This is a genomic window from Luteimonas sp. Soil_C_5 (assembly GCF_057656615.1).
In genome coordinates, this window is record NZ_JBDGKA010000002.1 from 494,931 (window position 1) to 508,436 (window position 13,506).

Sequence of the window (13,506 nt, forward strand, 5' to 3'; positions counted from 1 at the left end):
CGGGCTGCGGAGGCGCCCCTCGCCTATACTCCGCCGCCATGAGACCCGAGCCCACGCCGACCCGCCCATCCCGGTTCCGCCGCTTCCTGCGCTGGACCCTCATCCTGGTGTTGACGCTCGGCGTCCTGGGCGCCGTCGCCGCCGGCATCCTCTATACGGCCGTGGCCTCGCGCCTGCCGGATGTCGAAGCGCTGCGCGACATCGAGATGCAGGAGCCGATGTACGTCTACGCCAAGGACGGACGTCTGATCGCGTTGTTCGGCGAGACCCGCCGGTATCCGGTCCAGATCGAGGACGTGCCGGACCGCCTCAAGCAGGCGTTCCTCGCGACCGAGGACGCGCGCTTCTACGAACACGGCGGCATCGACTACCGCGGCGTTGCACGCGCGCTGTGGTTGCTGGCGACGACCAACGACCGCCGCGTGCCGGGCGGCTCGACGATCACCCAGCAGGTGGCGCGCCAGTTCTTCCTGAGTTCGGAGTACAGCTTCACGCGCAAGTTCGCGGAGATGCTGCTCGCGCGCAAAATGGAGCAGAACCTGACGAAGGACGAGATCTTCGAGCTCTACCTCAACAAGAGCTTCTTCGGCAATCGCGCTTACGGTGTGGCGGCTGCGGCCGAGTTCTATTACGGCAAGTCCCTGGACGCGCTCGATCTCGATGAGATGGCGTCGCTGGCGGCGATTCCGAAGTTTCCGTCCAGCGGCAACCCGCTCAGCAATCCCGAGCGCGCCAAGGAACGCCGCGACGTCTATGTGCTCGCGCGCATGCAGGAACTGGGCTTCATCAGCGCGCAGGAGGCCGCCGCGGCGCGCGCCGTGGAGATGCACGCCACGCCGCACGAGCGCCCGATCGAGGTCTTCGCGCCCTATGTCGCCGAGATGGTGCGGCTGGAGATGGTCGCCCGTTACGGCGGCGACGTGCTGACGCGCGGTTACCACGTCACCACGACGATCGACCCGACGATGCAGGCAGCCGCGGAACTGGCGATCCGCAGCGGCCTGTCCACCTACGACCGCCGCCATGGCTGGGTGAAGCCCGACGAGACCTACGAGCTGGCAGCCGACGAGGACGCCGCGACCACCGCGCGCCGCCTGCGTGGCACTCCGCCTCAGGGCGGCCTGTTGCCCGCGATCGTCGTGCGCAGCGGCGACGGCACCGCCGACGTGGTGCTGGCGGACGGCTCCACGGTGACGCTCGACGCCGCCAGCAGCCGCTGGACCGGGCGCTCGCCGGCAGCACTTCTGGGCCGCGGCGACCTGACCCGCGTGCGCCGCATCGAAACGGCCGCGAAGGTCGCAGCCGACGCCAACCCGGTAGACGCGCCGCCGCCCACCGTGACCTGGCAGCTCGACCAGCTGCCGCGCGCGCAGGCGACGCTGGTGTCGATGGAACCCGACAACGGCGCGGTGCGCGCGCTGATCGGCGGCTTCAGTTTCGCCGGCAGCAACTTCAATCGCGCCACGCAGTCGCGTCGGCAGCCGGGCTCGAGCTTCAAGCCGTTCGTGTTCGCGGCCGCATTCGAGAAGGGCTTCAACCCGGCCTCGATCGTGCTCGACGCGCCGGTGCTGTTCCGGATGCGCCACGGCCAGGATTGGCGCCCGCAGAACTCCGACGGCAAGTTCGTCGGCCCGATGCGCCTGCGCGAAGCCCTGGTCCAGTCGCGCAACCTGGTCGCGGTGCGCCTGCTCGATGCGATCGGCGTGGACTACGCGCGCCGTTACATCAGCCATTTCGGTTTCGAGGAATCCCAGCTGCCGCCCAACCTGTCGATCGCACTGGGCACGCCGTCGCTCACCCCGCTCGATGTCACCCGCGGCTACGCGGTATTCGCCAATGGCGGATTCCGGGTCACGCCGTGGTTCATCGACGAGGTCAAGGACCGCGAGGGCGCGGTGATCTTCAAGGAGAACGCGCCGCAGGCCTGCCGCGGCTGCGGAACGGGCGGCGCACCGGGCCAGTCGTCCGCGCCTTCGCACGTGGTGGACGGTTTCAACTTCGGTCCCGCCGCGGTCGAGCGCACCGTGACAGAGGCCCCCGAGACGCCGGCACCGGCGCCCGAGCCGCGCGCCGACGGCGCCGCGCCGGTCATGGCGCCGCGTGCGATCGATGAGCGCGTCGCCTACCAGATGATCTCGATGATGCGCGATGTCGTCCGTCGCGGCACCGGCACGGCCGCGCGCGTGCTGGAACGCCAGGACGTGGGCGGCAAGACCGGCTCGACCAATGAGCATCGCGACGCCTGGTTCTCCGGTTTCGGCGGCAATCTGGCGACATCGGTCTGGGTCGGCCGCGACGACAACCGCTCGCTCGGCTTTCGCGAATATGGCGGACGCGCCGCGCTGCCGATCTGGATCGACTTCATGCGGGTCGCACTCGACGGCGTGCCGGAAGCGACGAACGAGCCGCCGGAAGGCATGGTCCGCGTGGCGGTCACCGCCGGCGGGCGCCTGCTGCCGACGGCCGCGGAGGGCGGCATCATCGAGTACGTCAAGGCCGAAGATCTGGATCGCATGGAGTCGGAAATCGATCTGCGGATCGACGATGTGCCCGCCGAGGAAGCGTTCGACATCTTCTGATCGCTGCTTCGACAGATGTGATGGGCCGCGCCTCGGCGCGCGGCCGTGATCGACCGATGGAAGATGCGCCCGGAGGCATCTGATGGAGTCCGCCCTCCGTTGCGACAGGGCTTGCGGAGGTCGACGGCAGCCTTGGCGTCAGTGCCGCCGCTGCGTGACGTCGCCAGCATCGAGTACGACGCCCCAAACCACTCGCATTCTCGCTGTTTGATCCTGCGACGTGCGCGATCTGCCCCTGCGTGGACAGCACCGCATCACAACGACCGGGACAGCCGGAAGTATCTCAGCCGTCAGCACGCGGCCTCCGAAGCCTGCAGATGATCCGTCCCGCGCCGGTGATCGGCCCGGGGCGTCACACGTCCCTGCAGCAGCTGACTGGAAGGCCCGCAGCGATCGGCGCACGGATTGGAGTGCCGCTGGACGCAGGTTAGAGTCCCTGCAGGTGATCGACAGGGGACGCGCATGCACCGGGCACGCCAGCACGCTGAGACCCAGACCCGTGAGCGCCGGTATCGCCTCGCGCGCGAGGCAGCCCGCCTGATGGTCGAAGGCGGCATTCGCGATTTCCACCAGGCGAAGCTCAAGGCCGCGAGCCGTCTCGGCATCCATGACGATGCCTCGCTGCCCCGGAACCGCGAAATCGAGGAAGCGCTGAAGGAACACCAGCGGCTGTTCAATGGGCCGCAGCACGTCGATGACCTGCGCAGCCGGCGCGAGGCCGCGTTACGGGCCATGGCGTTCTTCCGTGACTTCAGCCCGAGGCTGGTGGGGCCGGTGCTGGAAGGTACGGCCGACGCCCATGCGCCGGTGGCGTTGCACCTGCATGCGGACTCGCCGGAGTCCGTGGCCAGGTTTCTCGACGAGCACGGCATTCCCGGTGAAGCCAGGGTGCGGCGTCTACGCCTGGACCGGCAGCGCGTTGCGGATCTGGACGTCTGGGTGTTCGCCGCCGAGTCGCTGACGTTCGACCTGACCGTGCTGCCGCTCGCCTGCCTGCGACAGGCGCCGCTGTCGAACATCGACGAGCGCCCGATGCGGCGCGCCTCGCGCAGCCAGCTCGAGGCCCTGATCACGCTCGAGCACGGCGCGCGCCCGACCGGCTGACCTGCTGCGCGCAAGCGCTGGGTCACGCCATCCGCATGACGTCGGGCCATCCGCCAGAGGGCGCTCCTGCATTATTCCGCGACGATCTGGGCGTTCGATCCTGTGCCGAACACACGGGCGCGGGCGCCCACCCGTAGGCTGTCGGCGCTGGCGGCACGGATCGCCGACTCGTTCCCATCGTCGAACTTCAGCATCACCATGTAAGCGGTGATGGTGCGCACGCCCGCAGGCGCGGCCGCCACGGTGCCGGCCAGATCCTGCGCGGTGCTGTTGGCGATTTCATAGGTCTCGTACGAGTAATCGCCGGTGACTCGTGCAGCGGCGCGACCGGCCGCACGCCCCAGCGCGCGTCCGATCGCACCTCCGGTGCGCGATGGCGCCTGCTGCTGCCCCGCTGCGGCTTCGACCTGCATCGGCGTAATCGCGGTGATCACGCCGCTGCGGAACGACATTTCCTGGGCGACGGCCTGCGCGCCGGCGAGCGTCATGCCGCACGTGAGAGCAGCAGCCCACATCCACTTTCTGGTCATCCTGGCATTCCCTGCAATGGTGTCCTGATTCCGCGATCGCCGGTCCGTCGACCCTGTCGACGAGGCTGAATCGCGCCCCGGATGCAGTCTGGCGAACCGGTCGTGACGGGGCAGCCGGAGAACCGTGGCGCGTGGCGTAGGTATTCCGCGCCCCGACGCACCCATGCCAAAAACGACAAAGGCGACCCGAAGGCCGCCTCTGTCTGCAGAGCCAGATCCCGCGCGCATCGCGCGCGATCGCGGCTCAGCGCTTGTCGTCAGCCACGTAGTCGCGGACGCCGTGCCCGGTGTAGATCTGGCGCGGACGGCCGATCTTGGCTTCCGGATCCACCTGCTGCTCCAGCCAGTGCGCGACCCAGCCGGCGGTGCGGCCGATGGCGAACATGACGGTGAACATCTCGGTCGGGATGTTGAGCGCCTTGTAGATGATGCCGCTGTAGAAGTCGACGTTCGGATAGAGCTTGCGCTCCACGAAGTAATCGTCCTTCAGCGCCGCCTCTTCGAGCTTCATCGCGACCTCGAGCAACGGATCGTTGATACCCAGCTCGCCGAGCACCTTGTGGGTCATCTCGCGGATGATCTTGGCGCGCGGATCGAAGTTCTTGTAGACGCGGTGGCCGAAGCCCATCAGACGGAACGGGTCGTTCTTGTCCTTGGCGCGCAGGATCGCCTTCTCGACGTTGTCCGCAGTACCGATCTCGGCCAGCTGCTTGAGCACGGCCTCGTTGGCGCCGCCATGCGCGGGGCCCCACAGCGCGGTGATACCCGCGGCAACCGACGCGTACGGATTCGCACCGGTCGAACCGACCAGACGCACGGTCGAGGTCGACGCATTCTGCTCGTGGTCGGCGTGCAGGATGAAGAGCAGGTCCATCGCCTTGGCGACGACCGGGTTGAGCTCCAGCGGCTCGCTCGGCACTTCGAACATCATGTGCAGGAAGCGGTCGACGTAACCCAGACTGTTGCGCGGGTAGCGGATCGGCTGGCCGACCGAGTAGCGGTACGCGGCCGCGGCGAGCGTCGGCACCTTGGCGATCAGGCGGATCGCGGCGAGGCGGCGCTGCTCGGGATCCTGCAGGTCCAGCGTGTCGTGATAGAACGCCGACATCGAGGCGACCGACGCGGCGAGCATCGCCATCGGATGCGCATCGTGGCGGAAGCCCTGCAGGAAGCTCTTCAGCGACTCGTGCATCATCGTGTGATGCGTGACTTCGTGCTCGAACTTCGCGAATTCGTCAGCCGTCGGCAGCTCGCCGGCCTGCAGCAGATACGCGACTTCCAGGAAGCTCGACTTCTCGGCCAGCTGGTCGATCGGGTAGCCGCGATACAGCAGCACGCCCTCGTCGCCGTCGATGTAGGTGATCGCGGACTTGCAGCTGGCGGTAGCGGTGAAGCCGGAGTCGTAGGTGAAGCAACCGGTTTCTTTGGGCAGCTTCGAGATGTCGATACAGGGATTGCCGAGCGTGCCGTGCAGAACGGGCAGCGTCACCGTCTTGCCGGCGGCGTCGAGCGTGACCTGATCGAGCTTGGAATTGGATTCAGACACTCTGGAGCTCCTCATTTCTCCGGACGTCACTGCATCCGGCCTGGCGGGCGCGGCGTGAATGCCGCAACGCGTCAATTATCGCATAGGCCTCCGGGCCCCGCCGCTCGCGCGCATTGCACGAAAGTCGAACACGGCCATGCCCGCCGCACCGGGTGACGGCGCAACGGACGGACGGAAGATCGAAACGCAAACGGCCGCCCTGAGGCGGCCGCCCTGCACACGTTGCGCGGATTACTTCGCGTAACGCTTGCGGAACTTGTCGACGCGACCGCTGATGTCCATGATCTTGTTCTGGCCCGTATAGAACGGGTGCGTCGCGGACGACACTTCGATCTTGATCAGCGGGTATTCGTTGCCGTCTTCCCACTGGATCTTTTCCTTCGCAGTCGCGGCGAGGGTCGAGCGGGTCAGGAACTTGAAGCCATCGGACGTGACGTCCTGAAAGACGACTTCACGGTATTCGGGATGGATGTCGGCCTTCATGGCGGGCACCAGGTTGCGCAAGGGAAGAGCGGCATTTTAGCGCGCAAAGTGCCGGGGTGCAAGCTGCGTTTTCACCCCGTCTGCAGCGCGTGCTTGACGAGCGCATGGAAACGGGCGCGATCGAAACGCATCAGCATGCGTGCGTTGTCCGGGCGGCCCAGCTGACGCTGCCAGTCCACCAGCGTGGCGCCTCGCGCCGGCCCCTGGTCGATGACGACCTCGACGGGGCGCTCCACCACCTCGACCGCATCCTCCGGCGAGAGCATCCACGCCATCGCCAGCGCATCCGCCGAATGCCAGTCGTCGCCGCGCCGGTCGGCGGACCATTCGCGCGTCTTGCGCGAAATAGCTTCATAGAACTGCGCCCGCGCACCGCCCTGCTGCATCCACCCGAGCACCTCGTCGTGCGGCAGGCCGTGCGCCACCGTGGCTTCCCAGTCGGACAAATCGAAGCGCGGGAACGCCTCGAACACGATCCGGGCGGCCTCGGGATCGAAATAGACATTGAACTCGGCGGCCGGGGTGATGTTGCCGTGGCCGGTCACCGCGCCCGCCATGGTCACGAAGCGCGCGACGCGCGTCGGCAGCGTCGGGTCGAGCTTCAGCGCCAGCGCGATGTTGGTCAGCGGTCCCAGCGCGATCAGCGACAGTCGGCCCGCATATTCGTGCGACAGCCGCAGGATGGCCTGCACTGCATGCTCGTCTTCCGGCGCACGCGCAGCGGGTGCGTAGCCAATGTCACCGAAACCGTCATTGCCGTGCACGTAGGCGGCGTCGGGCGCCGCGTGCAGCAGCGGCGCCTCGCTGCCGCGATAGACGGGCACATCGTCGCGCCCGACCACTTCGCACAGCTTGAGCGCGTTCGAGGTGGTATGTGCCAGCCCCACATTGCCCGCGGCAATGGTGAGGCCCACGATATCGTGACGGGTATCCGCGAATGCCAGCAGCAGCGCGAGTGCATCGTCGACACCCGGATCGGTGTCGATCAACAGCGGGATCTTGTCGGTCATTCCGCATTATGGCGTTGCGGCGCCAACGACGCGACCGTTGCCCATGCGCCGCAGGCGGCGTCGGAATCGTCCCGCATGCCTGTGGTCCCGGACACCCGGGACCCGGTCACAAGCGAGCGACGCGATATCGGTACATATGCCGCGACAACCCGTCGGTATCGCGAAGCCGCGTCGCCATCCCTCACGCGTTCGCATCGACCGCGCATGGACGGAGCATCCCGGACGCCTGGACGACTGCCTGCACAGGTCGCGCCGACCAGAAACGCCACGTTATCCGGTGACCTCCTTCCCCGCCTCTCGATGCTGGCGTCGGGACGCCACGCATCATTTCGCCTCAAGGCACGCGGATGTCGTGGCGGTGACTCTTAAACAGTGAAGACAAGACTTCGCTCAGAAGCCCGATGCAGAGGTATGCCGTCGGGCAGGCATGACGACAGAAGACCCCCAGGATCCGTGCCCACTTTGCGCGGGCACTCGTTCAGGCCAGTCACGTCAAAGGGCATCACCGGACGGGGCACTGCCGGGCGCGGTCAACCCGCTCTCCCGCGCATACACGTAGAGCTGGGCGTTGTTGTGCAGGCCGAGCTTGTGCATCGCGTCGTTCTTCTGGCGGCTGATCGTCTTGACGCTGCGCGACAGGCGCGCCGCGATTTCGCTGACCGTCATGCCGTCCGCGAACAGCCGCACCACTTCCGCTTCGCGGGGCGAGATCCGCGCGCCCGCTTCGTGACGCTCGCCCATCCCGTCGAGGGCCACCCGCATCGTGCGGCAGAAATGCAGCCGTCCCGATGCGACCTTGCGGATTGCGCTCACCAGTTCGTGCCGCGGCGATGTCTTGTCGACCAGCCCGCGCACGCCGGCGCCGACGATGGTCGAAAGCACCGTGGGGTTCGCGATGTCGGTCAGGACGATCACGCGAAGATCGGGATACAGCCGGCGGACCCGCGCCAGCATCGTCAGCCCGTCGCAGGCGCCCCGGCTGGGGCCGCGCATCGCGTAATCGGTCACCAGAATGTCGCCGGGATACGACTGCCCCAGCAGGCTGAACATCTCCGGCGCGTTCGCGGCCTCGCCGGCCACTTCCAACCCCGTATCCAGCCGTGCGATCTCGGCGCGGATACCGGCCACCACGAACGGATGATCGTCGGCGATGAACACACGTGTTGCCATGCCCATAACTCCTCCGTGGAATCAATCGACACTGCGTTTGTGACTCTCGGCAGGCGCCGGATGCTCCTCATCCGTCCCGATACCTGCCGCTGGAGCCTCTCGACCGCTTGGAAGGCGGCCGCCTAGTTAAAGCTCTGGACGTGAATGATAGGTGAGATATTCACGACAACCTCACCTTTCCGTGCAGTTTTTCCCGCTGCGCTACGCTGCTGCAAAACGTGACGCACTGCCGATCCAGCGATGCACGATTTCATCCGCCCGAGCCGGATGGTCACGGACCAGCGATTCGCCGAGATCCTGGATCAGCGGCAGCAGATCGGCGTCGCGTGTCAGATCCGCCAGACGGAACTCGACCAGGCCCGTCTGCCGCGTGCCGAGCAGCTCACCGGGCCCGCGCAGCTCGAGATCCTTTTCCGCGATCACGAAGCCGTCGGTGGTGGCGCGCATCGTGTCCAGCCGTTCGCGGGCCATCCGCGACAGCGGCGCCTGGTACAGCAGCACGCAGCTCGAGGCGGCGCTGCCGCGTCCGACACGCCCGCGCAGCTGGTGCAGCTGCGCCAGCCCGAGGCGCTCGGCGTTTTCGATCACCATCAGCGAGGCATTGGGCACGTCGACGCCCACTTCGATGACCGTGGTGGCCACCAGCAGGTCGCAGGCGCCCGCATTGAACGCGGACATCGCCGCCTGCTTTTCTGCCGGCCGCATTCGGCCGTGCACGAGGCCGATCCGCAGTTCCGGCAGGGCCGCCGACAGCTGCTCGAACGTGGTCTGCGCGGCCTGGGCCACGACCTCGTCCGAATCGTCGATCAGGGTGCACACCCAGTACGCCTGCCGGCCGTCCGCGCAGGCGGCGCGGATCCGCTCGATCAGTTCCGGCCTGCGCTCCGCGCTCAGCACCACCGTGCGGATCGGTGTGCGGCCCGGCGGCAGTTCGTCGATTGCAGAGACGTCGAGATCGGCGTAGGCCGCCATCGCCAGCGTGCGCGGGATCGGGGTCGCGGTCATCACCAGCTGATGGGGCACGCTGTCGCCCTGCGCGCCCTTGTCGCGCAAGGCCAGACGCTGGTGCACGCCGAAGCGGTGCTGCTCGTCGATGATCGCGAGCGCGAGGTCATGGAACGCGACCGCCTGCTGCATCAGCGCGTGTGTGCCGATGACCAGCTGCGCATCGCCGGATGCGATCTCGGCCGACACCGCGGCGCGTGCGCGCCCGGTCACCTTGCCGGCCAGCCATGCCACGCGCACGCCCAGCGGCGCCAGCCAGGTCGACAGATTGCGCACGTGCTGCTCGGCGAGCAGTTCGGTCGGCGCCATCAGCGCGGCCTGTCGCCCGCCGTCGATCGCCGCCAGTGCAGCGAGCGCCGCAACGACGGTCTTGCCGCTCCCGACATCCCCCTGCACCAGCCGGAGCATGGGATGCGGCCGCGCGAGATCGCCGACGATTTCGCGGTACACACGCTGCTGGGCACCGGTCAACGCGAACGGCAATGCGCTCTCGAGGGCAGCCGCCAACCGGCCTGGGCGGAGCACGGGCGCGCGGAAAGCCTGCAGGGCGATGCGCTGACGACGCAGGCTCAAGTGGTGGGCCAGCATTTCCTCGAGCGCCAGCCGGCGCTGCGCCGGATGACGACCGTCGAGCAAGGCGGCGAGATCCGCATCCGAAGGCGGCCGATGCACGGTGGACAGCGCATCGCGCAGGGTCGGCAGGCCGAGTCCGGCCAGCAGCGCGTGCGGAATGAGTTCCAGTGCGTCGCCCGCGGGCAGCCGGTCCAGCGCATGGCCGATCATGCGCCGCAGGACGACGGGACCCACGCCGTCGATCGTCGGATAGACCGGGTCGAGCGCATCGCCGAGCACCGTGTCGTCGGCCTCGTCGACGAACCGGTAGCTCGGATGCACGATTTCCAGACCGTGCTGCCCCGGCCGCGGCGTGCCGTAACAGCAGACGCGCGCACCGACCGCGAACTGGGCCACCTGGGCCGCGCGGAAATGGAAGAACCGCAGGACCAGCGACGCGCCGGAGTCGTCCGAAATCGCGACCCGCAGCATCGGCCTGCGCCGGAAGCCGCGGTCGACCGCATCGACCGTGCCCTCGATCTGGGCCGGCATGCCGCCGCGCAGTGCGCGGATCGGCACGACCCGCGTGCGGTCTTCGTACTGGCGCGGCAGATGCAGCCAGAGATCGCCGACGGTCGACAGACCACGCGCGGCGAGTTTCTCCGCGACCTTCGGCCCCACGCCGGGCAGGGTCGAGACCGGCGCGTGACCGGCGGCCGCCAGCGCGGGCGCGGGCCGGTTCACGACGGTCGCGGCTGCGCGATCAGTCGAGCACCATCACCGCGTCGACTTCGAAGCGCGCGCCCTTGGGCAGCGCCGGCACTTCGATCGTCGAGCGCGCGGGATACGGCGCGTCGAAATACTCGGCCATCACCGCATTGACCTGGCCGAACTCGCCCAGATCGGTGACGTACAGACCCACCCGCACGATGTCGGCCAGGCTGCCGCCGGCGGCTTCCGCGACGGCCTTGAGGTTGTCGAACGCGCGGCGCGCCTGCGCGGTGATGTCGCCTTCGACCAGCGCACCGGTCGCGGGATCCAGCGGAATCTGGCCGGAGAAATACACGGTGCCGCCGGCACGCACGGCCTGCGAATACGGACCGATCGCGGCGGGCGCGTCCTGGGTGCTGATGGGCGTGCGGGGCATGCGGAAACTCCGGTTGGACATCGAGTCCGCCCATTCTAGCGGCGCGCATCGGCGCTGGCCCTGTGGCGACGGAAAACCCGACGCGGAGACGGCGCGGCACGGCCGCACCGCCGGCCTCACATGCGCTGGACGCCGTGCACGACCGGCAGACGACGCGTCTTGCGGATCACGTCGGCCAGGTGCTTGCGGCCCTTGACCTCGATCGAGAAACGGATCGCGGCGACGGTGCTGTCGCGCTCCAGGTAATCCACGCCGTCGATGTTGGAATGTGCGCGCGCGATTGCCGCAGCAACCTGCGCCAGCACGCCCGGGTGGTTCTCCACCTCGATGCGCAATGCGACGTTGTAGTCGCCGACGACATCGCGATCCCAGTCGATCGCCACCCAGCGCTCGGGCGACTTGCGGAACTCGGCAACGTTCGGGCAATCCATGCGGTGCACGACGATGCCGCGCCCGGTGGTGTGGTAGCCCATGATGTCGTCGCCCGGAATCGGCGTGCAGCAGTTGGCGAACGTGATGACGCCGCGCTCGTCGCCGCGGATGCGGATGGTCTCGCCGGGACGCGCCGCCTGCCCCTTCGCCTGCGCGCCTTCCTGCGGCGCCAGCGCCAGCGCCACCTGCGCCGGCATCCAGTTGCCCAGCGCGATGTCGGCCATCAGGGCCTCGAGCCGCGGATAGCGCGCCTCGGCCAGATACGCATCCAGGCGCGACTGCGGCAGCCGGTCGAGCGAAGTGCCCAGCAGCTCCAACGCGCGGTCGAGCATGCGATGCCCCAGCTGCACCGCGTCTTCGTGTTGCAGGTGCTTGAGCTGCGCGCGGATCGCGGTGCGCGCCTTGCCGGTGACGACGAACTCCAGCCACTGCGGCCGCGGCGCCGAGGATTTCGCGGTGACGATCTCCACCCGCTGGCCGCTGGCCAGCATCGTGCGCAGCGGCACCAGCTTGCCATCGACACGCGCGGCCACCGCCTGGTTGCCGACATCGGTGTGCACCGAGTACGCGAAATCCAGCGCGGTGGAATTGCGCGGCAGCGACATGATGTCGCCCTTGGGGGTGAACAGGTAGACCTCGTCCGGAAACAGGTCGACCTTGACGTTTTCGAGGAATTCCAGCGACGAACCGGTGGCGCGCTGCGATTCCAGCAGGCCGGCGATCCACGAATGCGCGCGCGACTGCGCGCTGTTCGGGCCGTCGCCGCCGTGCTTGTAGGCCCAGTGCGCGGCGATGCCGCGTTCGGCGATCAGGTCCATTTCCTCGGTACGGATCTGCACCTCGATCGGCGCGCCGTAGGGGCCGAACAGCACCGTGTGCAGCGACTGGTAGCCGTTCGCCTTCGGGATCGCGATGAAGTCGCGGAAGCGGCCGTCCAGCGGCTTGAACACCGCATGCGCGACGCCGAGCGCGTGATAACAGTCGGCCGCGGTGCCGACGATGATGCGATAGCCGAAAACGTCCATCACCTGGGTGAAGGTTTTCCCCTCGCCCTGCATCTTGTTGTAGATGCTCCAGGGCGACTTCACCCGGCCGACCAGCCGGTACTGCAGGCCGGCACTGGTCAGACGCTGCGCGAGCTGCGCCTCGATGCTGGCCAGCGCCTCGCGCCGCACCAGCGGCTGGTTGCTGATGCGCTTCTCGAGCACGGTGTGGCGGATCGGGTGCAGCGCATGGAAGCCCAGATCCTGCAGCTCGGCCTTGATCTTGTTCATGCCCAGGCGCTGGGCGATGGGTGCGTAGACCTCGAGCGTCTCGCGCGCGATGCGTTCGCGCGACGGTCCCGGCTGCGCGCCCAGGGTGCGCATGTTGTGCAGGCGATCGGCCAGCTTGATCAGGATCACGCGCAGGTCGCGCGCCATCGCCAGCATCATCTTGCGCAGGCTTTCGGCGTCGGCTTCCTGGCGGGTGTTGAAGTTGAGCTTGTCGAGCTTGGTGACGCCCTCGACCAGTTCGGCCACGGCCTCGCCGAACGCCTCGGCCAGTTCATCGCGGGTGAGCGGCGTGTCCTCGAGCGTGTCGTGCAGGATCGCCGCGACCAGCGTTTCGACATCGACCTTCTGCTCGGCGAGCACGCCGGCCACGGCGACCGGATGGGTGATGTAGGGCTCGCCCGACTTGCGGCTCTGGCCGGCGTGCGCGGCCGCGCCGACGGCCCAGGCGCGGCGCAACTGAGCGCGCTGGTCGGCCGGCAGATAGAGCGTGCTGCGCTCGAACTCGCGCACGTAGTCGGGCAGCGCCTCGTCGCCGGGCACGTGGGGCTCCAGGAGGCTGGCGGGATGCGCTGGCGTCATCCGCGAAGCCTACGGGCATGCTCGACATTTGGGAACCACGTCGCGTTGTCGGCACGCGGGGTGTGCCATTTCCGACCGATACCGAACCACGCCGC

Annotated in this window: 10 protein-coding genes; 2 read left to right on the forward strand and 8 right to left on the reverse strand. The window is 68.1% G+C overall.

Annotated features, from left to right (window positions below):
- Positions 1 to 38 precede the first annotated feature (38 nt).
- Entirely contained in the window at positions 39 to 2,579 is a 2,541-nt protein-coding gene (locus tag AC3A5K_RS06750) for a penicillin-binding protein 1A (RefSeq protein WP_487616726.1), read from the forward strand.
- Positions 2,580 to 3,041: 462 nt separating this feature from the next.
- A complete protein-coding gene (locus AC3A5K_RS06755; RefSeq protein WP_487616727.1) occupies positions 3,042 to 3,683 on the forward strand; it encodes a hypothetical protein in 642 nt (213 codons plus the stop codon).
- 71 nt (positions 3,684 to 3,754) lie between these two features.
- On the opposite strand, the gene AC3A5K_RS06760 is transcribed toward AC3A5K_RS06755, so the two are convergent.
- The 8 genes from AC3A5K_RS06760 to AC3A5K_RS06795 all read right to left on the reverse strand — a co-directional run bounded on the left by AC3A5K_RS06760 (position 3,755) and on the right by AC3A5K_RS06795 (position 13,411).
- On the reverse strand, positions 3,755 to 4,171 hold the full coding sequence (locus tag AC3A5K_RS06760) for a hypothetical protein (protein ID WP_487616728.1): 417 nt from the start codon (positions 4,169 to 4,171) through the stop codon (positions 3,755 to 3,757).
- Positions 4,172 to 4,457: 286 nt separating this feature from the next.
- Positions 4,458 to 5,759 carry a citrate synthase gene (locus AC3A5K_RS06765; RefSeq protein WP_487616729.1) on the reverse strand — a complete coding sequence of 434 codons (1,302 nt, stop codon included), beginning with the start codon at positions 5,757 to 5,759 and terminating at the stop codon, positions 4,458 to 4,460.
- Between the two features lie 231 nt (positions 5,760 to 5,990).
- Positions 5,991 to 6,242 carry a type B 50S ribosomal protein L31 gene (locus AC3A5K_RS06770; RefSeq protein WP_487616730.1) on the reverse strand — a complete coding sequence of 84 codons (252 nt, stop codon included), beginning with the start codon at positions 6,240 to 6,242 and terminating at the stop codon, positions 5,991 to 5,993.
- Positions 6,243 to 6,313: 71 nt separating this feature from the next.
- Positions 6,314 to 7,252: a nucleoside hydrolase gene (locus AC3A5K_RS06775; protein ID WP_487616731.1), complete on the reverse strand. Its 939-nt coding sequence runs from the start codon at positions 7,250 to 7,252 to the stop codon at positions 6,314 to 6,316.
- Between the two features lie 492 nt (positions 7,253 to 7,744).
- Positions 7,745 to 8,422 (reverse strand): response regulator, encoded by a 678-nt coding sequence (locus AC3A5K_RS06780; protein WP_487616732.1) that lies wholly within the window; start codon positions 8,420 to 8,422, stop codon positions 7,745 to 7,747.
- Between the two features lie 201 nt (positions 8,423 to 8,623).
- Positions 8,624 to 10,723 (reverse strand): ATP-dependent DNA helicase RecG, encoded by a 2,100-nt coding sequence (gene recG, locus AC3A5K_RS06785; protein ID WP_487616733.1) that lies wholly within the window; start codon positions 10,721 to 10,723, stop codon positions 8,624 to 8,626.
- 19 nt (positions 10,724 to 10,742) lie between these two features.
- Complete coding sequence (locus AC3A5K_RS06790) at positions 10,743 to 11,126, reverse strand: RidA family protein (RefSeq protein WP_487616734.1); 384 nt, start codon at positions 11,124 to 11,126, stop codon at positions 10,743 to 10,745.
- Between the two features lie 116 nt (positions 11,127 to 11,242).
- Positions 11,243 to 13,411, reverse strand: a complete 2,169-nt coding sequence (locus AC3A5K_RS06795) for a RelA/SpoT family protein (RefSeq protein ID WP_487616735.1) — start codon at positions 13,409 to 13,411, stop codon at positions 11,243 to 11,245.
- Positions 13,412 to 13,506 lie beyond the last annotated feature (95 nt).